General features: G+C 74.6%; 26 protein-coding genes. 17 read left to right on the top strand and 9 right to left on the bottom strand.

Translation table 11 applies throughout. The features are described from left to right. Positions 1-60 precede the first annotated feature (60 nt). Both DQE82_RS23675 and DQE82_RS23670 read left to right on the top strand, forming a co-directional pair. Entirely contained in the window at positions 61-792 is a 732-nt protein-coding gene (locus DQE82_RS23675) for a class I SAM-dependent methyltransferase (RefSeq protein WP_064446040.1), read from the top strand. A gap of 22 nt (positions 793-814) precedes the next feature. Continuing rightward, the gene (locus tag DQE82_RS23670) at positions 815-1,711 is read left to right on the top strand and encodes an arginase family protein (protein ID WP_113974001.1); all 897 of its coding nucleotides are present in this window, start codon (positions 815-817) and stop codon (positions 1,709-1,711) included. Here DQE82_RS23670 and DQE82_RS23665 read toward each other — a convergent pair. Beyond that, positions 1,708-2,121 (bottom strand): NUDIX domain-containing protein, encoded by a 414-nt coding sequence (locus DQE82_RS23665; protein WP_043324225.1) that lies wholly within the window; start codon positions 2,119-2,121, stop codon positions 1,708-1,710. The genes DQE82_RS23670 and DQE82_RS23665 overlap by 4 nt on opposite strands. Positions 2,122-2,269: 148 nt before the next feature. Between DQE82_RS23665 and DQE82_RS23660 the strand changes: the two genes are divergently transcribed. Together DQE82_RS23660 and DQE82_RS23655 are read left to right on the top strand one after the other, a co-directional pair. After that, positions 2,270-3,211 (top strand): sugar phosphate isomerase/epimerase, encoded by a 942-nt coding sequence (locus DQE82_RS23660; RefSeq protein WP_043324227.1) that lies wholly within the window; start codon positions 2,270-2,272, stop codon positions 3,209-3,211. Between the two features lie 73 nt (positions 3,212-3,284). Continuing rightward, a complete protein-coding gene (locus tag DQE82_RS23655) occupies positions 3,285-3,905 on the top strand; it encodes a bifunctional 2-polyprenyl-6-hydroxyphenol methylase/3-demethylubiquinol 3-O-methyltransferase UbiG (protein ID WP_113973999.1) in 621 nt (206 codons plus the stop codon). A gap of 23 nt (positions 3,906-3,928) precedes the next feature. Here DQE82_RS23655 and DQE82_RS23650 read toward each other — a convergent pair whose 3' ends face one another. Together DQE82_RS23650 and DQE82_RS23645 are read right to left on the bottom strand one after the other, a co-directional pair. Beyond that, a complete protein-coding gene (locus DQE82_RS23650; RefSeq protein ID WP_113973997.1) occupies positions 3,929-4,438 on the bottom strand; it encodes a pyridoxamine 5'-phosphate oxidase family protein in 510 nt (169 codons plus the stop codon). 40 nt (positions 4,439-4,478) lie between these two features. Next, positions 4,479-5,501 carry a LacI family DNA-binding transcriptional regulator gene (locus DQE82_RS23645; protein ID WP_064446046.1) on the bottom strand — a complete coding sequence of 341 codons (1,023 nt, stop codon included), beginning with the start codon at positions 5,499-5,501 and terminating at the stop codon, positions 4,479-4,481. Positions 5,502-5,605: 104 nt separating this feature from the next. On the opposite strand from DQE82_RS23645, the gene DQE82_RS23640 reads away from it, so the two are divergent. From DQE82_RS23640 to DQE82_RS23600, 9 genes are all read left to right on the top strand, one after another. Further along, the gene (locus DQE82_RS23640) at positions 5,606-6,757 is read left to right on the top strand and encodes a Gfo/Idh/MocA family protein (protein ID WP_113973995.1); all 1,152 of its coding nucleotides are present in this window, start codon (positions 5,606-5,608) and stop codon (positions 6,755-6,757) included. Further along, positions 6,754-7,917 (top strand): dihydrodipicolinate synthase family protein, encoded by a 1,164-nt coding sequence (locus DQE82_RS23635; protein ID WP_113973993.1) that lies wholly within the window; start codon positions 6,754-6,756, stop codon positions 7,915-7,917. The genes DQE82_RS23640 and DQE82_RS23635 overlap by 4 nt, the downstream gene beginning before the upstream one ends. Continuing rightward, positions 7,914-8,753, top strand: a complete 840-nt coding sequence (locus tag DQE82_RS23630; RefSeq protein ID WP_104113130.1) for a sugar phosphate isomerase/epimerase — start codon at positions 7,914-7,916, stop codon at positions 8,751-8,753. The genes DQE82_RS23635 and DQE82_RS23630 overlap by 4 nt, the downstream gene beginning before the upstream one ends. A gap of 74 nt (positions 8,754-8,827) precedes the next feature. Further along, positions 8,828-9,994 carry an SGNH/GDSL hydrolase family protein gene (locus DQE82_RS23625; protein WP_113973991.1) on the top strand — a complete coding sequence of 389 codons (1,167 nt, stop codon included), beginning with the start codon at positions 8,828-8,830 and terminating at the stop codon, positions 9,992-9,994. Between the two features lie 64 nt (positions 9,995-10,058). Then, complete coding sequence (locus DQE82_RS23620; protein ID WP_104113132.1) at positions 10,059-10,643, top strand: RNA polymerase sigma factor; 585 nt, start codon at positions 10,059-10,061, stop codon at positions 10,641-10,643. After that, on the top strand, positions 10,640-11,452 hold the full coding sequence (locus tag DQE82_RS23615) for a zf-HC2 domain-containing protein (protein WP_113973989.1): 813 nt from the start codon (positions 10,640-10,642) through the stop codon (positions 11,450-11,452). The genes DQE82_RS23620 and DQE82_RS23615 overlap by 4 nt, the downstream gene beginning before the upstream one ends. A 74-nt stretch (positions 11,453-11,526) precedes the next feature. Beyond that, entirely contained in the window at positions 11,527-12,321 is a 795-nt protein-coding gene (locus tag DQE82_RS23610; RefSeq protein ID WP_113973987.1) for an ATP-binding cassette domain-containing protein, read from the top strand. Then, entirely contained in the window at positions 12,321-13,676 is a 1,356-nt protein-coding gene (locus tag DQE82_RS23605; protein WP_113973985.1) for a hypothetical protein, read from the top strand. The genes DQE82_RS23610 and DQE82_RS23605 overlap by 1 nt, the downstream gene beginning before the upstream one ends. Continuing rightward, positions 13,673-14,287 (top strand): hypothetical protein, encoded by a 615-nt coding sequence (locus DQE82_RS23600; RefSeq protein WP_113973983.1) that lies wholly within the window; start codon positions 13,673-13,675, stop codon positions 14,285-14,287. Before DQE82_RS23605 ends, DQE82_RS23600 begins: the two co-directional genes overlap by 4 nt. 50 nt (positions 14,288-14,337) lie before the next feature. Here the strand turns inward: DQE82_RS23600 and DQE82_RS23595 are convergent, their stop codons facing one another. The 3 genes from DQE82_RS23595 to DQE82_RS23585 all read right to left on the bottom strand — a co-directional run bounded on the left by DQE82_RS23595 (position 14,338) and on the right by DQE82_RS23585 (position 17,744). Beyond that, a complete protein-coding gene (locus DQE82_RS23595) occupies positions 14,338-16,251 on the bottom strand; it encodes a beta-propeller domain-containing protein (RefSeq protein ID WP_113973981.1) in 1,914 nt (637 codons plus the stop codon). A gap of 84 nt (positions 16,252-16,335) precedes the next feature. Beyond that, positions 16,336-16,632, bottom strand: coding sequence for a MoaD/ThiS family protein (locus tag DQE82_RS23590; RefSeq protein ID WP_030502317.1), 297 nt, complete (start codon positions 16,630-16,632; stop codon positions 16,336-16,338). Then, entirely contained in the window at positions 16,629-17,744 is a 1,116-nt protein-coding gene (locus DQE82_RS23585) for a sialidase family protein (protein WP_113973979.1), read from the bottom strand. The genes DQE82_RS23590 and DQE82_RS23585 overlap by 4 nt, the downstream gene beginning before the upstream one ends. Before the next feature lie 162 nt (positions 17,745-17,906). Between DQE82_RS23585 and DQE82_RS23580 the strand changes: the two genes are divergently transcribed. Then, entirely contained in the window at positions 17,907-18,317 is a 411-nt protein-coding gene (locus DQE82_RS23580) for an MmcQ/YjbR family DNA-binding protein (protein WP_043324249.1), read from the top strand. A 1-nt stretch (position 18,318) separates the two neighbouring features. Here DQE82_RS23580 and DQE82_RS23575 read toward each other — a convergent pair whose 3' ends face one another. Then, positions 18,319-18,855 (bottom strand): GNAT family N-acetyltransferase, encoded by a 537-nt coding sequence (locus DQE82_RS23575; protein ID WP_043324251.1) that lies wholly within the window; start codon positions 18,853-18,855, stop codon positions 18,319-18,321. Between the two features lie 108 nt (positions 18,856-18,963). On the opposite strand from DQE82_RS23575, the gene DQE82_RS23570 reads away from it, so the two are divergent. Together DQE82_RS23570 and DQE82_RS23565 are read left to right on the top strand one after the other, a co-directional pair. After that, a complete protein-coding gene (locus DQE82_RS23570; RefSeq protein WP_113973977.1) occupies positions 18,964-19,842 on the top strand; it encodes a S9 family peptidase in 879 nt (292 codons plus the stop codon). 67 nt (positions 19,843-19,909) lie between these two features. After that, positions 19,910-20,326 carry an ASCH domain-containing protein gene (locus DQE82_RS23565; protein ID WP_043324256.1) on the top strand — a complete coding sequence of 139 codons (417 nt, stop codon included), beginning with the start codon at positions 19,910-19,912 and terminating at the stop codon, positions 20,324-20,326. 13 nt (positions 20,327-20,339) lie between these two features. On the opposite strand, the gene DQE82_RS23560 is transcribed toward DQE82_RS23565, so the two are convergent. Beyond that, entirely contained in the window at positions 20,340-21,467 is a 1,128-nt protein-coding gene (locus tag DQE82_RS23560) for a CaiB/BaiF CoA-transferase family protein (protein WP_113974219.1), read from the bottom strand. Positions 21,468-21,578: 111 nt separating this feature from the next. Here DQE82_RS23560 and DQE82_RS23555 point away from each other — a divergent pair, with 111 nt between their 5' ends. Then, positions 21,579-22,979 (top strand): acyl-CoA synthetase, encoded by a 1,401-nt coding sequence (locus tag DQE82_RS23555; RefSeq protein WP_113974217.1) that lies wholly within the window; start codon positions 21,579-21,581, stop codon positions 22,977-22,979. 9 nt (positions 22,980-22,988) lie between these two features. Here the strand turns inward: DQE82_RS23555 and DQE82_RS23550 are convergent, their stop codons facing one another. Beyond that, positions 22,989-24,089 (bottom strand): aromatic acid exporter family protein, encoded by a 1,101-nt coding sequence (locus DQE82_RS23550; protein WP_030502309.1) that lies wholly within the window; start codon positions 24,087-24,089, stop codon positions 22,989-22,991. Positions 24,090-24,094 lie beyond the last annotated feature (5 nt).

The raw sequence follows: 24,094 nt of genomic DNA, 5'->3' as shown, positions 1-24,094 counted from the left end.
CGAGCCCGATCCGCCACAGTGTCTTGCCTCGGCGGCCCGCCGGGGAGTTGGCTGTCGAGTATGGCCCGCATTGCGTACCACGACGCTGACGCCGAGGCGTTCGCCGCGACCCGGCACCTCACCGACGACGGCCTCACGGCCTGGCGGGCCGCCGTCGCCCGGCATCTCACCCCGCGCTCCGGGATGCGACTGCTCGACCTGGGTGCCGGGACGGGTAGCTGGGCACGCGCGTTCACCGACTGGTTTCCCGGCGTCGAGGTGGTCGCCGTCGAGCCGTCGGCGGCGATGCGCGCCCGCTGTGTGTTCGCGCCGCTCGTCGCAGGCGACGCCGGGCACCTCCCTCTGGCCGGCGGCAGTGTCGACGGCGCCTGGCTGTCCACGGTCATCCACCACGTGCCCGACCTGGCCGCGACGGCACGCGAGCTGCGCCGGGTGCTGCGTCCCGGCGCCCCGGTGCTCATCCGGTCCGCGTTCGCCGGACGGCACGAGGCGATCACGCTGTTCGACTACTTCCCGGAGGCGGTCCGCGTGCTGGACACGTACCCGAGCATCGCCGACGTCGGGGCCGCCTTCGCCGCCGCCGGCTTCGCCACCGCGGCGGTCGAGGCGGTCCCGCAGGTCACCGCACCCTCGCTGCGGGAGGCGGCGGCCGGCCTGCGCCGGGAGGCGCACACGCCGCTTCAGCTCATCACCGATGCGGAGTACGCCGCCGGCATCCAGCGGCTACGCGAGGCAGCAAGGACGGTCGACGGCCCGGTCGTCGACGCCCTCGATCTGCTCGTGCTGCGCTGAAACACGCGGTTAGGGTGGGGCGATGGATCATCGTCAGTGGACGGTCGTCGGCGCGCCGTCGAGCGCCGGCGCGCACACCCCGGGTGTCGAGCGCGCCCCGGCCGCCCTGCGTGCCGCCGGCCTGCTCGACCTGTTGCGCGACGGGGCGGACGTCGAGGACTGCGGTGACGTGCCGGGCTTCCGGTGGCGGCCCGATCCGGCGTACCCGAGGGGGCAGAACGCGGGCGCGGTGGCCGCCGTCGCGTCGGCGGTGGCCGACCGGGTCGCGGGCGCGCTGGGCCGGGGCCGCGTGCCGCTGGTGCTCGGCGGCGACTGCACCGTGACTGTCGGCCTGGTCGCCGGGTGCGCGCGGGCCGGGATGTCGCCCGCGCTGGTGTACGTGGACGGCGGCCCGGATCTCTACACGCCGGAGACCCGCGCGAACGGCAACCTGGATGCGATGGGGCTGGCGCACATGCTGGGCCTGCCGGGAACGCTGCCCGAGGTGGCGGGCGTCGGGCCGGTGGTGCCGCTGCTGTCCCCGCAGCGGGTGGTGGTGTACGGGGACTCGCTGCCCCGGGGTGACCACGAGCGGGACCTGGTGGCGGAACTGGGGCTGGCATACGTGCCCGCCGATGAGGTGCACGCCGACGCGCGGGCGGCGGCGCGCCGGGCCCGGGCGGTGGCCGAGGGCGCGGCCGAGGCGTTCGTGGTGCACTTCGACGTGGACGTGCTGCGTTTCGTGGACGCGCCGCTGGCGGACGTGCCGGAGCCGTCCGGGCTGAGCCTGGGCGAGGCGGCGGCGACGCTGGCGGAGCTGGTGGCGAGCCCGAAGTTCGCCGGGTTGTCGGTCACCGAGATCAACCCGCACCATCTGCCGGACGACGAGCTGCTCCCCCGGTTCGCCGGTGTGTTCGCCGGGGCGCTGACCGAGGGCTAGGCGGTCTCCGCGAGGTGCAGCGGCAGCACCTTCGCCGCGCTCACCGCCAGGTCGCGGTCGAGCACCTCGTCGCGGGGCACGAAGACCATCGCCTGTCCCTCGCCGAGCACCACGTCCTCCTGGCGCGCGTCGGTGGTGCCACGGAAGACGTACACGGTGACCGTGTGGGCAAAGCCGTCCTCGTGCGGGCGGGGGCCGCTCCACAGCAGGTGCAGCTCCCCGGCGGTCAGCCCGGTCTCCTCCAGTAGCTCGCGCCGGGCGGCCTGCTCCGGTGTCTCGCCGGGTTCGATGCTGCCGCCGGGCAGGCTCCACTGGTACGGAGACACCGGCGCGTTGCCGTCGCGGTGCTGCATGAGGATCGCGCCGGTCCGGTCGACGAGCAGGACGAGGGCGACGTCGTATGCGGCCACTCCCCGAGCCTGCCACGCGGCACCGGCGACACGCAGCCCCCCACTTTCCGCAGCATCGACCGAAAGTTCGATTCAGAGCACCAGAAGCCATAGACATATCGACATGGCTTTTGTAGCGTCAGCGCACAGGCGACGAAGGAGTGCGACCATGTGCTACGGACATGACGGACACGCCGCGCTGCAACAGTCACTTGACCGGCGTGGCCTGCTGCGCGGCTCCCTGGCGGCGCTCGCCGGGATCGGGCTCGCCACCGGGCTGGGCGCGACGGCCGCCCAGGCCGGCGGGCACCACCACGGCCGGCGTCCGGTGCCGAAGGAGTTGATCAGCCTCCAGCTCTGGACGGTCCGCGACGCGCTCAACGGCTCCCCCGGCTACGACGCGACGCTGGCGCACCTGGCCCGCATCGGCTACCCCCGGGTCGAGCTGGCGCTCGGCTACTTCGGCCGTACCGCCCGGGAGTTGCGCCGCTTCCTGGACGGCATCGGCATCAAGGCCAGCTCCAGCCACGACGGCATCGCCGCCGACGCCGCCGGGCTGGAGCAGAAGATCGCCGACGCCCGTACGCTGGGCCAGCGGTTCATGGTGGTGCCGTACCTGAACTCCGACCGCGAGGACGACTGGAAGCGCTGGGCGGAGCAGATGAACGTCGAGGCCGCCGCCGCGCGCAAGGCGGGTCTGCGGTACGGCTACCACAACCACGCGCACGAGTTCACCATCGACTTCGGCAACGGCCGCCGGCCGTGGGACGTGCTGACCGAGGAACTCGACCCGCGCCTGGTGCACCTGGAGATCGACATCTACTGGGCGGTCACCGGCGGCATCACCTCCGGCGAGGGCGTCGCCGACCCGGAGGGCTTCACGCTCGACGTGATCCGCTCGGCGCCGCAGCGGGTCCTGCAGTACCACGTCAAGGACCGCGACCCGGCCACCGGCGACATGGCCGACCTGGGCACCGGGATGATCGACTTCGCGCGGATCTTCCGTGGGCACCAGGTGCTGGAGTACATCGTGGAGAACGACACGCCGGACGTGACGCCGCAACGGACCGCTGAGGTCGGCTACCGCTACCTGCGCCGCCTGCGGTTCTGACCCCCGGCGGGGCACGGACGGCCGCCGGGCGTGACACGCTCGGGGGTGGCCGCGCCGACCGAGGGGGTACGCGATGACCGACGAGCCGGACGACGTCCACTACGACCGCCTCTACCGGGACGCCGAACGGCCGCCGTGGGAGATCGGCGGTCCGCAGCCGGCGCTCGCCGCGGTCCTCGACACCGGGGTACGCGGGCGGCGCGTGCTCGACGTGGGCTGCGGCACCGGGGAGTTGGCGCTCGCGCTTGCCCGCCGCGGTCTCGACGTGACGGGTGTCGACATCTCGGCGGTGGCGATCGGTCAGGCGCGGGCCCGGGCCGCCGAGGCGGGACTGCCGGCGCGTTTCGAGGTGTGCGACGCCACGGCGATCCCGGTGCCGCCGGTGCCGTACGACTCGGTGTTCGACTCCGGGCTGCTGCACTCGCTGGACCGGCGGGGCGCCGCCGTACGCGACTACCTGGCGCTGCTGCCGCGCCTGACCGCGCCCGGCGGGGCGGTGTTCGTGCTGGCGGTGTCGCCGGAGGCGGGCCAGGGCTGGGGTCTGGACGCCGACGCCCTGCGCGCGGCGTTCCCGGAGCCGCTGTGGTCACACGTCACGGTGGAGCGGATCGACGTGCTGGCCCGGGTCGAGGGCGCGGACCTGCGGCTGGCCGGCAATCTGCTGCGCGCCACCCGCTCCCCCGCCGGCCGGTAGCGGGATCGGTGCGGCGGGCGGCGTCAGCGACGCCAGTGCTGACGTGGGGCGTAGCCCTCGCGACGCAGCCAGTGTTCGGTGTAGACGATCCGGTCGGCCTCGATCACGACGAGCGGGTCCTCGGGCGGCTCGGCCAGTGACCGGCCGCGCTCGGCGTGTTCGCTCTCCCAGCGGAACGCGGCCCAGTGGTGGGCCCGGTCCGGATGCTCCGGCCCGAGCACCCGGGCAGTGCCGAACACCTGCGCGCCGCGGCTGCTGGCCAGCCCGACCAGCGGCGCGAAGACGCCGACCGACACGCGCGGGTCGGCGGCGATGTTGCGCATCTTCGGCGAGCGCGGCGCGGCGGTGAACATCAGCGTGAAGTCGAGCGGGTAGTAGCGCACCGGCGTGGCCAGCGGGCCGTCCGGCCCGACTGTGGCGAGCACGCACATGTTCTGCGACGACAGCAGGTTGAGGATGCGTTCGGCCAGGCGGTCCCGGTCCAGCTTCCTCGTCGGCGCCGGCCCGGTCAGCCAGGGGTTCGTCAGCGGCACGGGGCATCCTCGATCATGACGGGCACCCTACCGGCCGGGTTCAGGCGCGGGCCGGCGCGGTGCTGGCCCGCAGCACCACCTCCGCGGGCAGGCGGGTGATCCGCCGGCGGCGGCCCGGGTTCTCGGTGAGCGCCAGCTCCATCGCCTTCTCGCCGAGCTGGCGCAGCGGCAGCGCCACTGTGGTCAGCGGCGGGGTGAGGTCGCGGACGATCGGGATGTCGTCGAAGCCCGCCACCGAGATGTCGCCGGGCACGGACAGCCCGTGGTCGCGCAGCGCCGCGTACGCGCCGACGGCCATCACGTCGGTGAGCGCGAACACGCAGGTGGCGTCGAGGCCACGGCCGAGCAGCTCGGTCATCGCCTGGTAGCCGCCGTCGCGGGTGAACTCCGCCTCGGCCACCGCCGCCGGGGACAGCGTCACGCCGGCGGCGGCCAGCTCGTCGCGGAACCCGCCGAACCGGTCGGCGACGGTGGTGAGCTCGGACGGGCCGGAGAGCACGGCGAAGCGGCGGTGCCCGAGGCCGAGCAGCGCGCGGGCCAGCGCGGCGGCCCCGGCCCGGTTCTCCGGCAGGACGCTGTCGACCTTCAGGTTGCGGTGCCGGCTGACCACGGCGACCCGGCCGCCGCCGTCGAGGTAGGGCGTCAGCTCGGCGGCCAGCGCGCGATCCCAGCGCGGGTCCTCGAAGCCGGAGCCGATGAGCAGGATGGCCGGGGCGCGTTCGGCGCGCAGCATCGACACGTACGCGATCTCGCGTTCCGGGTCGCGGAACGTGCTGGCGAGCATGACCAGCAGGTCGTTGTCGGCGGCGACCCGCATGACGCCGCCGGCGACGGCGGCGAAGTAGGGGTCGGTGACGTCGTGGCAGATCACGCCGACGCTGCGGTGCGACGCGCCGGCCAGCGCGCGGGCGTGGGCGTTCGGGGTGTACGCGAGCCGCGCGGCGGCGGCCAGGACGCGGTCGTGCAGGTGCGGGGTGACCCGCCGCCCGTTGAGCGCCCGGGAGGCGGTGGCCAGTGAGACGTCGGCCGCTCTGGCCACGTCTTCCAGCGTCACGTGCGGCATCGATGAGTCTCCCTGCGGAACGTCTTGACCCGGTGTTCCGGCGTGGCTACGGTAACACCCTGAAAGCGCTTACTGAAAGCGCATTCACCGCTGGGAGGGGCACAGTGGAGCGCACACCCGTCGGGATCATCCTCAACGGCGTCACCGGGCGGATGGGCTACCGGCAGCACCTCGTCCGGTCCCTGCTGGCCATCCGCGACCAGGGCGGCGTGCCCGCGCGCGACGGCAGCCGGATCTGGCCCGAGCTGACGCTCGTGGGCCGCGACGCGGGCCGCCTGGCCGAGATCGCCGAGCGGCACGGGCTGTCGGCGTACACGACCGACCTGGACGCGGCGCTCGCCGACGACGCCCACCAGATCTACTTCGACGCCCAGGTGACCGCCGCGCGGGAGAAGGCGATCCGGGCGGCGATCGAGGCCAGCAAGCACGTCTACACCGAGAAGCCGCTCGCCGAGGACTTCCTCGCCTCGCTGGAGCTGGCCCGGCTCGCCGCCGCGAAGGGCGTCCGCAACGGCGTCGTACAGGACAAGCTGTTCCTGCCCGGCCTGCGCAAGCTCAAGCGGCTGGTCGACGGCGGCTTCTTCGGCCGGATCCTGTCGGTGCGCGGCGAGTTCGGCTACTGGGTGTTCGAAGGCGACTGGCAGGCCGCGCAACGTCCGAGCTGGAACTACCGCGCCGAGGACGGCGGCGGCATCACGCTGGACATGTTCCCGCACTGGCACTACGTGCTGGAGCAGATCATCGCCCCGGTCACCGCCGTCACCGCCGTCACCGCCACGCACATCCCCGAGCGCGTCGACGAGAACGGCGGCCACTACCGCGCCACCGCCGACGACGCCGCGTACGGCATCTTCGAACTCGCCGGCGGCATCGTCGCGCAGATCAACTCCTCCTGGGCGGTCCGTGTGCACCGGGACGAGCTGGTCGAGTTCCAGGTCGACGGCACGCACGGCAGCGCTGTCGCCGGGCTGCGCGACTGCCGCATCCAGCACCGGGGCACCACCCCGATGCCGGTGTGGAACCCGGACCTGCCGGTCACCGAGCCGTTCCGCGCGCAGTGGCAGACAGTGCCGGACAACGGCGAGCACGACAACGCGTTCAAGGTGCAGTGGGAAGCGTTCCTGCGGCACGTCGTCGACGACGAGCCGTTCCCGTGGGACTTCCTGGCCGGCGCGCGCGGCGTGCAACTCGCCGAGGCCGGGCTGCGCTCGGCCCGCGAGGGGCGGCGGGTGACGATCGAGGAGATCCCCCGGTGAGCACGCGCATCATGCTGCCGGCGCCGGACGGCGGCTCCGAGAAGCTGACGCTACGGGAACCGCCCGCCTGGCGCCGGCCGTCCGGGCCGCCGGCCAGCCGGATCGCGTACGCGGCCGCGCACGTCGTCGCCGACCCGTACGCCGACAACTCCCCCGGCCGTCCGGCGGGCCTGGACTGGGACGCGACGCTCGCGGTGCGGCGCGACCTGTGGTCGTGGGGGCTCGGTGTGGCCGAGGCGATGGACACCGCGCAGCGCGGGATGGGGCTGGACTGGACGGCCACCCGCGAGCTGATCCGGCGCAGCGCCGCCGAGGCCGCCTCCTGCGGCGGGCGGATCGTCGCCGGGGTGGGCACCGACCAGCTCACCGGCGTCCCGCGCACGCTCGACGAGGTCGTCGCCGCGTACGCCGAGCAGCTCGCGGTCGTGCAGGGGTACGGCGCCACGCCGGTGCTGATGGCCAGCCGGCACCTCGCCGCGCTCGCCACCGGCCCGGAGGACTACCTGCGCGTCTACGAGCGGGTGCTGCGGGAGGCCGGCGCGCCGGTGGTGCTGCACTGGCTCGGCGACATGTTCGACCCGGCGCTGTCCGGCTACTGGGGCTCGACCGACCTGGACGAGGCCACCGCCACGTTCGCCGCGCTGGTGCACGCCCACGCCGACCTGGTCGACGGCGTGAAGGTGTCGCTGCTCGACGCCGGGCGGGAGGTGCGGCTGCGGGAACTGCTGCCGCCGACGGTGAAGGTCTACACCGGCGACGACTACCACTACCCGGAGCTGATCGAGGGCGACGGGAAGCGGTTCAGCCACGCGCTGCTCGGCGCGTTCGCGGCGATCGCTCCGGCCGCGTCGGCGGCGCTGGCCCGGCTCGACGCGGACGACAGGGCCGGGTTCCGGGCGATCCTCGACCCGACGGTGCCGCTGTCCCGGCACCTGTTCGCCCCGCCGACGCCGTACTACAAGACCGGCATCGCGTTCCTGTCCTGGCTCAACGGCCGACAGCCCGGCTTCACCATGGTCGGCGGCCTGCACGGCGGGCGCGGCGTCCCGCACCTGGTCGAGGCGTTCCGGCTGGCCGACGCCGCCGGGCTGCTGCTCGACCCCGAGCTGGCGGCACGGCGGATGCGCGCGTACCTGGACGTGGCGGGCGTGCCCGGATGAGCGCCGATCCCCGGCTGGCCCGGCTGTCGCTCAACCAGCGCACCACGCAACGCTGGTCGGTGGCGCAGGCGGTCGACGGCTGTGTGCGCGCCGGCATCCCGGCGATCGGGCTGTGGCGCGAGCCGGTGGCCGAGATCGGCGTACCGGCCGCGGCGCGGCTCGTCACCGACGCCGGGCTGCGGGTGTCGTCGCTGTGCCGGGGCGGGTTCCTCACCGCCGCCGACGACGCCGGACGGGCCGCGGCACTGGCGGACAACCGGCGCGCGATCGACGAGGCCGCCGCGCTGCGCGCCGCCTGTCTGGTGCTCGTCGTCGGCGGGCTGCCGCCCGGCTCCCGTGACCTGGCGGGCGCGCGGCAGCGGGTCGCCGACGCGCTGGCCGAGCTGGCCCCGTACGCGGCTGCGCGCGGGGTACGCCTCGCGCTGGAGCCACTGCACCCGATGTACTGCGCCGACCGGGCCGTGCTGTCCACGCTCGGGCAGGCCCTCGATGTGGCCGAGGCGTTCCCGGCCGAGCAGGTCGGCGTCGTGGTGGACACGTTCCACGTCTGGTGGGATCCGGACGTGTGGCGGCAGATCGCCCGCGCCGGGACGCGGATCGCGAGTTTCCAGATATGCGACTTCCTCACCCCGCTCCCGGCCGACGTGCTGCTGGGGCGCGGCATGATGGGCGACGGGCACATCGACTTCCCGCCGCTGCGCCGCGCGGTGGAGGCCGCCGGATACTCGGGCGACGTCGAGGTGGAGATCTTCAACGCCGAGGTGTGGGCCACCGACCCGGACCAGGTGCTCGCCACCATGACCGCCCGGTACGTGGATCTCGTGCTCACCGACTGACTCAGTGTCACGAGTCCGGCCTGTCGGATAAATCAGGTGGCCGGTCCCCCGGATCCGGGGGCAGGATCGGGATCATGGCATCCCCGCACCTCACCACTCCGATCACCTCCGACCTGCTGCGCGGCGCGCTCGACCTGGAACAGACCGCCGACGGGGTGCTGCCGCACCGGCTGCCCGCGTGGGCCCGGGCGCAGAACATCGACCCGCAGCTGACGACGGCGGAGGCGATGCCCTCGGGCGTACGGCTGGTGTTCCGCACCCGCGCCACCACCGTCGAGCTGGACGTGCTGCCGATGAAGATGGTCTACCGGGGCACCGGGCCGCGTCCCGACGGCCGCTACGACCTGGTCGTGGACGGCCGCCTCGCCGGTCAGGCCACCGCCGGTGGCGGCAAGGTGCTCACCATCGACCTGGCCACCGGCACGTCCGGCATCGAGCCGGGGCCGGTCGGCACGGTGCGCTTCACCGACCTGCCCGCCACCGACAAGGAGGTGGTGATCTGGCTGCCGCAGCGGGAGATCACCGAGCTGGTGGCGCTGCGCACGGACGCGCCGGTCGAGCCGGTCGACACGGGTGACCGCCGGGTGTGGCTGCACCACGGCAGCTCGATCAGCCACGGCTCGGACGCGGAGAGCCCCACCGGCACCTGGCCGGCGGTGGCCGCCACGCTGGCCGGCGTGGAGCTGGTCAACCTGGGGTTCAGCGGCAGCGCGCTGCTCGATCCGTTCACCGCCCGCGCGATGCGCGACACCCCGGCCGACCTGATCAGCGTCAAGATCGGCATCAACGTGGTGAACGCCGACCTGATGCGGCTGCGCGCGTTCGGCCCGGCCGTGCACGGCTTCCTGGACACCATCCGGGAGGGGCACCCGGACACGCCGCTGCTCGTCGTGTCGTCGATCCTGTGCCCGATCCAGGAGGACACGCCCGGCCCGGGCGCTGTCGAGTTCGTCGACGGGAAGGTGCGGTTCCGGGCCACCGGCGACCCGGCCGAGGTGGCATCCGGCCGGCTCACGCTGCGCGTCATCCGCGCCGAGCTGGCCCGGATCGTGGCGTCCCGGGCCGACGCGGACCCGAACCTGCACTACCTCGACGGGCTGGAGCTGTACGGCGAGGCCGACTACGCCGAGCTGCCGCTGCCCGACGAGCTGCACCCCGACCCGGCCGCCGACCGCCGCATCGGCGAGCGGTTCGCCGCGCTGGCGTTCGGACCGAAGGGGCCGTTCGCCGCCGCGCAGTGACGGACACCCGCCCACGGCGCGGTGTGACCCAGGTCACGCCGCGCCGTGATCCGTCGGAGGGGCCGTGAACGACCATCTAGGCGTGGGAGGAAGCAAACAGGACGAGGAGCGGCTGCTGCGGCGGGTCGCACGCGGCGACCTCGACGCGTTCGACGAGCTGTACCGGCGTACGTCGCCGTGGCTCGCGATCCGGCTGCGGCGGCGCTGCGCGGACGACGGCATCGTCGCCGAGGTCCTCCAGGACACGTACCTGACGGTGTGGCGGGCCGCCGGCTCGTTCTCCGGCATCCGGCGCTCCGGTGGATCGGACGCGCCGGGCGGTTCGGCCGCCGGCTGGATCTGGACCATCGCGGCCCGGCGCCTGGTCGACGCGCTGCGCCGCCGCGCCCGCGTCCAGGAGGTGCCCACCGACGTGCTTCCGGTACGCAGCGCGCCGGCCGCCGAGGACGAGGCGCTCGCCGGGTCGTTCGGCTCGGAGGTAGGAGCCGCGCTGGACGCGCTGGCCCCGGAACTGCGGGCGGTGCTCGCCGCGATGGTCCTGGACGGACTGACCGTCCGGGAGACATCGGTCCTGCTGGGGGTGCCGGAGGGCACAGTGAAGAGCCGGGCGCGGCGTGCCCGCAACGCGCTACGGGAGGCACTGGCATGACCGCTCACGTTCCCCCGCCGGCACTGGTCGCGTACGCGGCGGGCAGCCCCGACGACGCCGCCGCCTGGACGATCGAGGTGCACCTGGAGGGCTGTGCCGAGTGCCGCGACCGGCTCGGCGAGCTGGCCACGCCGCCGCTGCGGGCGCTGCTCGGCGACGCCCGGGAGGCGATCCTGGCACAGGCCCGCACCGGGCCGCGACCGGTGCCCCGGCGACCGCTGCGACGGTGGTGGCTGCGCTGGACCGACTGGTCGCTGCTGGCCTGGGCGGCGATGACGTGCACGGCGATCCTCGCCGCGGTGCTGCTGGACCGCAACTACCCCGAGCAGCCCTCGACGGTGCTGCTGCTCGCGCCGGTCGCGCCGCTGGCCGGGCTCGCGGTGGCCTGGTCCCGACGCGCCAACCCGAACTGGGAGGTGGTCGCCGGCACCGCCCGCGCCGGGCTGGAACTGCTGCTGCGCCGTACCCTCGCGGTTCTGCTCCTGGTCGCGCCCGTGCTCGCGGTGGCCGGGCTGGCGGTCGGCCGCAACCCCGCGCTGTGGCTGCTGCCCTGCCTGACGTTCACCGCGGCGACGCTGCTGCTCGGCAGCCGCGTCGGCGTGCCGCTGGCCGCCGCCGTCCTCGGCGGCGGCTGGCTCACCGCGGTCGCGGCCGCGTCGTTCACCGGCGACGCCGACGCGGCCCGCGCCGCCGCCGTCACCGAAGCCCTGCTCCGGCCCGCCACCATGCCCGCCTGGGCGGCGGCCGCCGCCGTGCTCACCGCGCTGACCGTGCTGCGCGCCGACCACCTGCGGCGGCCCGCCGGCTGACGCCGGCCCTCAGGAACCACGCCACGGCGCCCCGCCGGCGCCGCGGACGACCCTGCCCCGAGAAGGAGACGACATTGGTACGCGCAGTGAGCGCCGACGAGGTGGCGCCGACCCGGCACGCCTGGCGGATCGAGGCGGTGGGACTGTCGGTGAAGGCCGGACGGCACCTGGCCGTCGACAACCTCGGCCTGACGCTGGGCAGCGGCGTGCACGGGCTGCTCGGCCCCAACGGCGCCGGCAAGAGCACGCTGATGCGCGCGCTCGCCACAGTGGTCAAACCACACGGCGGGGTGCTCCGGCTGCTCGGCGCGGACGCCACCGCGTCCCGCGAGCTGCGGCCGGTGCGCCGCCGGCTCGGCTACCTGCCGCAGCAGTTCGGCTACTACCCGCGGTTCACCGTCCGGGAGTACGTCGAGTACGTGGCCTGGCTGCGGGAGATGCCGGCCTCGGCGGTGCCGGGCGCGACCCAGCGGGCCATCGACCGGGTACGCCTCACCGACCGGGCCGACGCCAAGCTCAAGTCGCTGTCCGGCGGCATGCTGCGCCGGGCCGGCATCGCCCAGGCGATCGTGAACGAACCGGACCTGCTGCTGCTCGACGAACCGACAGTCGGCCTGGACCCGGAACAGCGGGTCGAGTTCCGTGAGCTGATCCGCGAACTCGGCGCGGACGCCTGCGTGCTGGTCTCCACCCACCTGGTGGAGGACGTGGTGGCGGCCTGCTCCGACGTCATCCTGATGGACCAGGGCACCCGCGTGTTCCAGGGCCTGCCCGCCGACCTGGTCCGCCACGGCGAGACCGGCGGCGTCGGCGACAGCGCCGCCGAGCGCGGCTACTCGTACCTTCTCCAGCAGCACCGGAGCGCCTGATGATCCGACAGGTACGCGTCGAACTGCGCCGCTCCAACGCGCCGACCATGGCGGTCCTGCTCCTGATCATCGGGATCCTCGGCGCCGCCAGCATGTACAGCTTCTGGCAGGGACAGTGGCTGCGGTTGGGCTACGTCCACTCCTCCGGCATGTTCCTCCTGATGCCCCTGTCGCTGGCCGGCGGCGCGGTACTGGGCCGCCGGGACCGGCGTACCCGCGCCGACGAGCTGATGAACAGCACCGGCCGGCCCCGCTGGCAGCGCGCGCTGCCCGCGATGACCGCGCTCGGCGTCGCCGTCGCGGCCGCGCACCTGCTCGTGCTCGCCGGCGCCGGCGCGGTGGTCACCTTCGACGGCGCCTACCTCGGCGTACGCGGACTCGCCGGGCCCCTGACCGACGTGCTGGTGCTGGTGGGCGCGGCCTGGGTGGGGGTGGCCGTCGGCCGGCTGTGGTCCTCGCCGCTGCTGCCGCCGCTGCTGGCCGCCGCCGGCCTGGTCGCGCAGGAGGGCACTGCCATGCTCGGCGGTCCGGGCAGCACCAGCCGGCTGTCGAACGCCTCCCTGATGATCTCCTGGCCGCCGGACACGCCGTGGGAGACGCTGTCCGACCGGCTGCTGCTCAGCCGCCTCGCGCTGGGCGTCGGGCTGGTCCTCGCCGGGCTGCTGCTGGCGGCGGGCCGGTCGTGGCCGGTCCGGGCCGGGGCGCTCGCGAGCCTCGCCGGGGGCGTGGCGGGTCTCCTGCTGATCGGCGTGCCCGGCCCGACCGGGATCTGGCAGCTCGATCCGGACGCACGCCGCTTCGTCTGCGCCGACGGCACGCCGCAGGTGTGCGTCACCGCCGTCAACGCGCACCTGCTGCCCGAGATCACTCCCGAGGCCCGCCGAGGGCTCAAGGCGCTGGCAAAGCTGCCGGACGCGCCGGCCCGCGCGGTGGAAGTGCGGCTGGACACCGTCGGCAGCAACGACAGCGAGCAGTGGCACCGGCCCAAGCCGGCACCCGGCACCGTGCAGTTCCTCCTGGAGGTCGACCCGGACACCGGCCAGGCCGCCGACGTGGCAGAGCGCATCGCCCTCGGCGGCGGCACCATGTGGTACGGCTGCGGGCGCAGCGGCGACGACATCGCCCCGGCGATCGCCGCGGCCTGGCTGCTCGACGCCGAGACGGTGCGGCTGTGGGACTCCTGGACCGGCTACCGGTACGCCGACGAGCAGCAGGAGGAGATCCGGGACGGGGTGCGGCAACTGCGCGCGCTGCCCGAGCCGGAGCAGCTGCGGCGCATCACCGCGCTGCGGGACGCCGCCGCGCGGTGCGAGCCGGACCTGATGCCGGCGCTCACCGGACGGGCCGCGCCGTGACCCGCTGGCTGCCGCTGTACGTGCGGTCCCGCCGGCTACCCGCCGCCCTGGCCGGATCCGCTATCGCCGTCGCCGTGATGGCCGTCGCCTGGGCCGGCTTCACCGACCGCCCCGAGGTGCCCGCCGGCCTCGCCGTGCTCACCACCGCCCTGGCGGTGGCGCCGCTGGGGCCGACGCTCGCCGGCACCGACCCGGCGCTGGAACGGACCGCCGCGTGGCAGTGGGCGCCGCGCCGGGCCGGGCACCTGCTCGGGTACGCCGCGGCGGTGGTCGGGCTGCTGGCCGCCGCCCGCGTCCTCGGCGTCGACTTCGGACCGCTGTCCGTGCTGGCCCGCAACACGGCCGGGCTGATCGGGCTGGTCGGCCTCGGCGCGGCACTGGCCGGCGCCCGGGCCGCCTGGCAGGCGCCGACCGCCTGGGCCGCCATGGCGTCCTTCATGGCCGCGCCGGGCGGGCCGGAATGGCGGCAGGCGGCGCTGTGGATGGCGCAGGAGCCGGGCAACCGAATCGCCGCGGTCACCGCCACGACGTTCCTCCTCGGCGGCGTCGTCGCGTACGCGCTGCGGGTCGGCCCGCAGGTCGCGGCGGCCGAGGCGGCGCTGGAACAGTGACGTGCCGGGCCTCGTCGCGCGCCCACGCGCGCGGCGAGGTCCGGCCGATGTCAGGTCAGCGGCACCCAGGCCAGGGTGGTCATGCCGGCCAGGGCGGTCGCCTTGAGACCGGCGTCGGAGAGCGTCCAGAGCACACCGTCGATCATCAGTGAGCGGCGGATCGGCGTCCGCTCGCCGCCGTCGGCCAGGCTCCCCGGATGGTCCACCGCGCCGGCCACTGTGAATCCCTTGTCGCCGAGCCGCAACGCCAGCACACCACCGAACGGCGGGCGCTTTGTGCCGTCGGGCCCATCGGTGTCCACGCCCGACTGCATCACCGGGATCACCACCAGCCGCTCCGGCGGCCAGTAGAGGAACGCGTGCGGGTCGTGCTCCGCCTCCGACCAGCCACGGGCGACGTGGTGCTGGGCGATCCGGGTGGGCCGGGCCGGGTCGGCGACGTCGAACAGCGACACCTGGGTGCCCGTCACCTGCCCCTCGTCAGTGGCGTCCTGGCCGACGCCGATCAGGCGGCCGTCGCCGGCCGGGTGCAGGTACGCCGAATACCCGTTGATCTTCAGCTCGCCGGTCACCCGTGGCGCGGCCGGGTCGCGCAGGTCCACGCCGTACAGCGGGTCGGTCTGCCGGAACGTGACCACGTATCCGGTGCCGCCGACGAACCGCACCGCGAAGATCCGCTCGCCCTTGCCGAGGCCGGTGACCTCGCCGACCCGCTTGAGCGTGGGACCGTCGGCGCGCAGCACGTAGACGCCGGACTGGGAGGACCTCTCCCGCCTCCACGTGTCGCCGGTGGTGGTGGCGACCCGCAGGTGACCGTCCCACTCGGACAGCGCGTACTGGTTGATCAGCCAGCCGGGCACCGACCCGGCGGCGACGAAGCGCGGCGTGCCCGCGGCGGTGTCGAACTGATAGATCTCGGTGCTGACGTCGCGCGCCTCCGGTGACGCGGCGCGCCACGTCCGCCAGCGCTGGTCGGCGGCGACGTAGAGGCGTTGACCGTTGCTGTACACGGTGTCGCCGTCCGCGAACACGGTGACCGGGTCACCGGCGCCGAGCGCGGACGCGGCCAGGTCGAAGCTGAGCACGGTGAGCGTCGAGGCGGCGGAGAAGCCGGCTGGCCGGCTCACCCGGTCGCAGCCGACCCGACCGCTGCCGACAGTGCGGACGCTGTCGCGGACCTCGTACCGGGGCAGCCAGTCGTCGAGCGTGGCCTTGTCGATTACCCCGCGGTTCGCCGCGATCCGCTGAGCGTCGGTACGCTCCCCCGGCTGCTGCGGAAACTCGAGCCGGTGACCGGAACTGATCACGATGCGGGCGGTCGCGCCGACCTGCCGTGCGTCGACCATCCGGCCGTCGATCCGGTACTCGCCGACGACGCGCGGCGCTGCGGCGAGGTCGACCAGGACCATCCGGGCCTGCCCGACCACGCCGGGTGCGGGACGCCGACCGGGCACCGTGGACTCGGGGACCCTTCCGGCGCGCAGCAGCACGAGCGCGCGGTCCCCGTGCAGCAGCAGGCTGCCCTCCTGCCCGGAGAACCGGTCGGCGGCCGGATCGAGCGCCATCCGGCCGGTCTGCCGGCGGGTCGCCGGGTCGACGACCGTCAGCACGCCCCGGCCGTACGTGACGATGCGCCGGCCGTCGGTCTTGACCAGGTCCGGCTCGTCCACGCCGGCCTCGTGTACGTTCGTCCCGGAGAAGTCCGGAGTGGACGCCGGCCCGGCCGCCTTCTGGGCGCCGCTGTCGGCCCCGGCCTCCGCGCCGAACCGGAGCAGGTCGCGGCCCGGCCCGAGACCCCACGGTCCCACCGCCGCCCGAGCGGCCGCCCGGATCTGCCGTAGCGCCTCGTCGCAGGAGTCGAACGCGACGAGCCGCAACCCACCGGCCGGAACGGGCCGGCCGGTGGGCGGCGGATCGGCCGAGGGTGACGCGGTGCAGCCACCGAGGGCCAGCGCGGCGGCCATCGTCCATCCGATCGTCCGGAATCTGCGAAAGGTCATGGGCCGTCAGACGTGGCCGCGGCGAGCACGGTTCCCGGCCGAACGCGCTCAGCCGCCGGCCATCGCGCCGAGCACGATGAACGGCTCCTTGCCCTTGACGACCTCCTCGGGCAGCGGCTCGTCCGGCGACTCGTTCGACAGGTCCAGCTCGCAGGCGTAGAAGCGGACGAACGGCCGGCGCTTCCCGCTGTGCCGGTCGCGGATCGTGCCGAGCAGCATCGGGTACGCGGCCTCCAGCGCGTCGAGCACCTCCCGCTGGGTGGGCGGCCCGGCCACCTCGACGCGTACCTCGCCCGTGACGTGCGCCAGGTTCTTCAGGTGCGCCGGCAACACCACCCGGATCACGGCAGCACCTGGACCTCGACCGAGAGCACGGCCGGCAGGTCGCGCACGATCGGCGCCCACGTGTCACCGCCGTCGGCCGAGTGATAGACCTGACCGCCGGTGGTGCCGAAGTAGATCCCGCAGGGGTCGAGCGTGTCGACGGCCATCGCATCGCGCAGCACGTTGACGTAGCAGTGCGACTGCGGCAGCCCTTCGGTCAGCGGCTCCCAGTGCTCACCGCCGGTACGGCTGCGGTAGACGCGCAGCTTGCCCTCCGGCGGGTAGTGCAGCGAGTCGCTGGTGATCGGCACCACGTAGACCGTCTCCGGCTCGTGTGCGTGCACCGCGATCGGGAAGCCGAAGTCCGTCGGCAGGTCGCCGCTGATCTCCCGCCAGTTGCCGCCGGCGTCGTCGGTGCGCATGACGTCCCAGTGCTTCTGCATGAACAGCGTGTCCGGCCGGGACGGGTGCTGGGCGAGACGGTGCACGCAGTGCCCCACCTCGGAGTCGGTGTCGGGGATCTCGCCGGAACGAAGTCCCTTGTTGATCGGCAGCCAGCTCGCGCCGCCGTCGTCGCTGCGGAACGCGCCCGCCGCCGAGATCGCGACGTAGATCCGGTCCCGGTCGGCCGCGTCGAGGATGATCGTGTGCAGGCACATCCCGCCCGCGCCGGGCTGCCAGGACGGGCCGGTCGGGTGCTGCCGCAGCGCGGTCAGCTCGGACCACTTCTGGCCGCCGTCGGTGGACAGGTAGAGCGCGGCGTCCTCACCGCCCGCGTACACGGTGTCGGGGTCGTGGCGGGACGGCTCCAGGTGCCAGATCCGCTTGAACTCCCACGGGCGCGGGGTGCCGTCGTACCAGAGGTGCTGCCCGACCTCGCCGCTGTAGGCGAAGTCGTTGCCGACTGTCGTCCAGTTCCGGCCGCCGTCGTCCGAACGCTGGATCAGCTGCCCGAACCAGCCGCCGGACTGGGACGCGTAGAGCCGGTCCGGTTCGACGGGTGAACCTGTGAGGTGGTAGATCTCCCATCCGCCGAAGTGCGGTCCGTCGACGGTCCAGTCGTCGCGGTTGCCGTCCGACGTCAGAATGAACGCGCCCTTGCGCGTGCCGACAAGTACCCGTACGCCGCTCATGTCTCGTCCTCCATCCAGGTGTCTTCCCTGCACTGACCGCGGGCCTCGCCGAAACTCATCGTCGTGGTACTCCCAGGCTTGACATTTCTCCGCCGGACGCGCGGCGGCCGGGCGCCACGCCGGTACGGCGGGAATGTCGGGGGCTGCGGCTAGCGTGCGGGCATGACCGGTCCCGGAGACGTTCCGCCCGAGCACCTCGACCGCCTGCGCCCGGTCTGCCTCGGCCTGCCCGACGCCTACGAGGAGCCGGCCTGGGTGGGTGTGCGGTGGCGGGTGCGCGGCCGCACGTTCGCCCACGTGCTCACCGTCGACCCCGGCCACCAGGCCGCGTACGCGCGGGCGGCGGCGACCGACGAGCCGGTGTGCGTGATGACGTTCCGCTCCCCCGGCGACGAGATCGCCGGGCTACTCGCGGCCGGGCCGCACTTCTTCAAGCCGGACTGGGCCGCCGACGTGGTCGGCCTGCGACTCGACGCGGACACGGACTGGACCGAGGTCGCCGAGCTGCTCACCGAAAGCTACTGCGTGCTGGCCCCGAAGAAGCTGGTCGCCCTCGTCGACCGGCCCGGCTGAATCAGCCGAGCTTCTTGCGCAGCGTCTCGAACGCCAGGTCCGGCCGCAGCGGCACGCCGAAGCGCTCGTCGCCGTACGGGAACGGGCTCAGCTCGCCGGTGCGGACGTAGCCGCGCCGCTCGTACCAGGCGATCAGGTCGTCGCGCTGGACGATCACGGTCATCCGCATCTCACCGGCGTGCCACTGCTGCGTCGCGTACCGCTCGGCCTCGGCCAGCAGCTCCCGGCCCAGGCCGCCGCCCTGCCGGCCGGGGGCCACCGCGAACATCCCGAAGTAGACGTGGTCGTCGCGGCGTTCCAGCTGGCAGCAGGCGAGCAGGTCACCGTCCTGCTCGGCGACCAGCACCACGCCGTCCGGGGCGGTGACCGCCGAGGCGACCATGTCCGGGTCGGTGCGCTGCCCGGCCAGCAGGTCCGCCTCGTGGGTCCAGCCCTGCCGGCTGCGCTCACCCCGGTACGCCGACTCGATCAGGTCGACGAGGGCGGCCACGTCGCCGGAGCGGGCGACCCGGACGGTACGGGATGCGGGGCTGGTCATGGCGGTTCTCCACGGTCGCGACGACGTACCTGGTCAGCGTACGCAGGCGGGTGTCCCGGACGGCGGCCGGGACCACCGGGCGGGACGGTTCGTGGTTCACTGCCCGGCATGGAGACGACTGTCGGCGCGGCGAGCCTGCCGGCGGTCCTCGACCTGCCGGCCGCGCCGGTACGGGGAGGCCTGGTGGTGCTGCACGGCTCGCACGCCGGGCAGCGTTCCCACTTCCTGTACGCGCACCTGGCCCGGCTGCTGCCCAGGGCCGGGATCGCGGTGCTGCGCTACGACCGCCGCCCCCGCGTCGACGGGCACGACGTGCCGCTGGCCGACCAGGCCGACGACGCCTCCGCCGCGCTGACCGAGCTGCGCCGGCACGTCGGGGCGGTCCCGGTCGGGTTGTGGGGGTTCAGCCAGGGCGCGTGGGCGGCGGTGCTGACCGCCACCCGGCACCCGGTCGACTTCCTGGTCCTGGTCGGGTGCAGCGGGGTGAGCCCCGCGAGGCAGATGCGCCACGGCACCGCTGAGCAGTTACGCCGGCACGGATACGGGCCGGCCGACGTGGTTGAGCTGACCCGGCTGCGCGCGCTCGCCGAGGACTACCTGCGCGGTGACGTGCCACGCGCGGTGGCGCAGGCGGAGCTGGACGTCGCCGTGCGCCACCCCTGGTTCCCACTGGCGTCCCTGCCCGAGGAACTGCCCGCCACGCCCGGCACGTGGACCGACATGGACTACGACCCGGCGCCGGTGCTGGCGCGGCTGACCTGCCCGGTGCTGCTCTGCTGGGGCGAGACGGACGCCTGGATCCCGATCGAGGACAGCCTCGAGGTGTGGCGGCGGACGGCCCGCGACGCCGAGCTGACGGTGGCCCGGCTGGCGGGCTGCGACCACGCGCCCACGCTCGGCGAGGGTGAGGACCTGGACAGTGTCAGCCCGCAGTACGAGCGGGTGCTGTTGGGCTGGCTGGACCGCCTGCTGCCGCCGGCCGGCTGAGCGGGCTGCCCGTTCCGCCTCCAATTCTCCGCGCGCCGCGCCGCCGCCGACGGCTAGCCTGCCGGGCATGGATGCCGCGCTGCCCACCTTCGAGTTCGCCTTCCCCGGCCCGCTGCGCGACCAGCTCGTCGCCGCCGTGCTCGACGGGAGCAAGAGCACCACTACCGCGCTGGTCCAGGACTACGAGATCGACGGCGAGCCACTGCCGGCCGTCGGTACCCGCTCGGCGGTGATCGACTCCGACAGCCGGCCGGTGGCGGTGATCGAGCTGGTCGAGGTCCGCGTCGCCCGCCTCGGCGACGTCGATCTCGACCACGCGCGGGACGAGGGCGAGGGCTACGAGTCGGTCGCCGCCTGGCGGGCCGGCCACGAGCGGTTCTGGCACGGCGAGGACTACCGCGGCTGGCTCGGCGACCCCACGTTCACCGTCGACGACGACACCATGGCCGTGCTGGAACGCTTCCGCCTGGTCGAGACGCTCTGACCGCGCGCCCGGCTCAGGGGGCGGCGAGCCAGGCGCGCAGCTGGTCGCCGTGCTCGTCCAGCTCCGGGGGCGGCAGCTCGTAGCGCGGCGGGGTGCCGGACAGGCCGATCGGGTTGCGGATCCCCGGCACGCCGCCGGTCGTCACCACCGGCTCCAGGCCCAGCCCCTGCGCCAGCGCCACCCCCTCGGCCACCGAGTTGATCGGGCTGCACGGCACGCCCGCCGCGCGCAGTTCGCCGAACCACTCCGCGCTGCCCCGCCGGGACAGCGCCGCCACCAGCAGCGGCCGCAGCTCGTCGCGGTGCGCGACGCGGTCGGCGTTGCGCCGGAACCGCGTGTCGCCGGCCAGCTCCGGCACGCCCAGCACCCGGCAGAGGGTACGGAACTGCGCGTCGTTGCCGGCGATCACCACCAGTTCGCCGTCGGCGGTGGGCAGCGGCTCGTACGGCACGATGCTCGGATGCGCGTTGCCCATCCGGTGCGGCTGCGCGGCCCCGGCGACGTGCGCGCTGGTGTGGTTGACCAGCCCGGACAGCGCCGAGGAGAGCAGGTCCACCGTGACGTGCTGCCCGCGCCCGGTCTCCTCGCGGTGCCGCAGCGCGGCCAGGATCCCGACCGCCGCGTGCAGCCCGGCGATCACGTCGAACACCGCGACGCCGGCCTTGTAGGGCGGGCCGTCCGCGTTCCCGGTGAGGCTCATCAGCCCGGCGGCGGCCTGCACCATCAGGTCGTACCCGGGCAGGTCGGCACCCCCGGCGGCGCCGAAGCCGCTGATCGAGGCGTACACCAGGCGGGCGTTGCGGGCGGTGACCGTGTCGTGGTCGAGGCCGAAGCGGCGCAGCGCGCCCGGACGGAAATTCTGGATCAGCACGTCGGCCCGGTCGGCCAGCCGGTGCGCCAGCGTCAGGTCGCCGGGGTCGGTCAGGTCGAGCACCAGTGAGCGCTTGTTGCGGTTGACCGCCAGGTAGTAGGTGGAGACGTCGTCGCGGACCGGGGGCCGCCAGCCGCGGGTGTCGTCGCCGCCCGGTGACTCCACCTTGACCACGTCCGCGCCGAGGTCCGCCAGGAGCATCGTCGCGTACGGCCCGGCGAGGATGCGGGAGAAGTCGGCGACCAGCACCCCGTGCAACGGACCCGACATGCCGACCCCTTTCTCGCCGCCGACCACGATGACACATTCCTGACGGCCCACCCGGCCGGGGTGGCCCGTCCGGCTACGGTCGCCTCGGGGACGTACCGGAAAGGGGTGCCCGTGCCGCTGCTCAGCCGGCTCGTCGAGGCCACCGACGGACGCCCGGGCGCGATCCGGGTGCAGGACCGCTCGCTGTCCTGGGTGGAGCTGCGCCGGGCGGCCACCGCGGTCGCCGACGACCTGCGCGGCGCGGCCCGGGTGGCGGTGCCCGCGACGGCGACCCTGGAGACGGTGGTCGGCGTGGTCGGCGGGCTGCTCGCCGGCGCGGCGGTGGTGCCGGTGCCGCCCGACGCCGGGCCGATGGAACGCGACCACATCCTGCGCGACTCCGGCGCGGAGGTGCTGCTGGCGGTGCCGGGCACACGGGAAGCCCATTCGCCGCCGCTCGTGCCGCTGGATCTGGCTCGGCGCTCGGACACCAGCCATCCCGAGCCCGACCCGGCGGCCACCGCGCTGATCCTCTACACCAGCGGCACCACCGGCGCGCCCAAGGGCGCGGTGCTGTCCCGCCGCGCGGTCGCCGCCTGCCTGGACGGGCTCGCCGACGCCTGGGCGTGGACGCCGGACGACGTGCTGGTGCACGGGCTGCCGCTGTTCCACGTGCACGGGCTGGTGCTGGGCGTGCTCGGCCCGCTGCGCGTCGGCAGCCGCCTGCGCCACGTCGGCCGTCCCCACCCCGAGCGGTACGCGGCGGCGGGCGGCTCGCTGTACTTCGGCGTACCCACGATCTGGTCGCGGATCGCGGCGCAACCCGCGGCGGCGCGGGCGCTGCGCGGCGCCCGGCTGCTCGTGTCCGGCAGCGCGGCGCTGCCCGATCCGGTCTTCGCGGCGCTGGCCGGGCTGACCGGGCACCGGCCGCTGGAGCGGTACGGCATGACCGAGACGCTCGTGACGGTGAGCGCCCGCGCGGACGGTCCCCGGCGGCCCGGCACGGTGGGTGTGCCGCTGCCCGGCGTGCACACGCGGGTGCGGGACGAGCACGGCGACCCGCTGCCGGCGGACGGCGCGGCCATGGGTGAGCTGCAGGTACGCGGCGGCACGCTGTTCGACGGTTACCTGAACCGGCCGGACGCCGACGCAGCCGGTCGCACCGCCGACGGCTGGTTCCGCACCGGCGACGTCGCCACGGTCGACCCGGACGGCGTCCACCGCATCGTCGGCCGGGCCGCCACCGACCTGATCAAAAGCGGCGGGTACCGGATCGGGGCCGGCGAGGTGGAGGACGCGCTGCTGGCCCACCCGGGTGTGCGGGAGGCGGCGGTGGTCGGCACGCCCCACCCCGACCTGGGGCAGCAGGTGACCGCGTACGTGGTCGGCGACGGCGTGGCCGAGGCCGAGCTGATCGACTTCGTGGCGCGGCACCTGTCCGCGCACAAGCGCCCCCGGCAGGTACGGCTGGTCGGCGCGCTGCCCCGCAACGCGATGGGCAAGGTGCAGAAGACCCTGCTGACCGAGGCGTGAGCGGCCCTCTCAGCGGGCCGCTGCCGCGCGGCGGACCTGACGGCGGGCCTCGTCCGCCGGCACGCCTGTGGCACGCAGCAGGTCGTTGGCGACGGTCCGCAACTGCGAGACCACGATGGTGCCGGAGAAGCCGATCTCCTGCCGGCACGCCTCGCCCGCGTCGCGGACCGCGCGCAGCACCCGCTCCCGGGCGGCGGCCGGCTCCTCGGCGGCCAGGAACGCCCGGTGCAGCAGCCGGATCGCCTCGCTGAAGTGCTCCAGCGCGGCGGGCAGGTGCGGCGGCACCGGCTCCCGGTCCCGTAACGCGGTGCCGATGCGGCGCACCATGCCCCGGCTGTTGCGGAACGCCCGGTCCAGGTGCTCGGCGCCGTGCCGATACGCGGCCAGGGCGCGTCGTCGCCGCCAGCGCACCGGGGAGAACCGGACCACCTCGTCGGCGGCGCCGACCATCTCGTCGATCCGGTCCAGTTCCGTCTCGGCGGCGCGCATCCGGGCCAGCACCTCGTCGGCCGCGCGCACGTCGGCGTGTGCAAGCGCTTCCGCCGACGCGGTCATCTGACTGGCGAACGTGTCGAGCGCCGGGTCTGCCACGCGGCGGACCGCGCGCAGCGGGTTCAGCGGCGCGATCACCAGCACCACGAGCAGGCCGACGGCGCCGCCGACGAGCGCGTTGAGGGTCCGGGGCAGCTCCAGGTCGGGCGACACCGGGGTCAGCGTGGCGACCAGCACCGCCGTACCGCCGGCCTGGGTGACGAGCGCGCCGGTACCGCGTACGAGCACCGCCGCGGAGACCGCCAGGAACACGATCACGCCGGTCTGCCACGGCCCGGTGCCGAACAGATGCACCAGCAGGTCACCGACGACGATGCCGAGGACCACCCCGACCACCAGCTCCACGGTCCGCCGGGTGCGGTTGCCGAGCGAGGCGGCGATGACGCTGACCGCCGCGGCCGGCGCGAACGTCGGGTCGGGGTTGCCGAGCACCTCGCGGGCCACCGTCCAGGCCAGCGTGGCCGCGAGGCCGGCCTGGACCGCCACGATGAAGTACGTGCCCAGTCGCCGGCGGCTGGACCGCCCGGCGTCGCGTACCCGGTCGACGGCATCCCGCATGCGGC

Source organism: Micromonospora sp. LHW51205 (assembly GCF_003315815.1).
Taxonomy (GTDB): domain Bacteria; phylum Actinomycetota; class Actinomycetes; order Mycobacteriales; family Micromonosporaceae; genus Micromonospora; species Micromonospora chalcea.
This window is presented reverse-complemented; position numbering and strand designations above follow the sequence as displayed.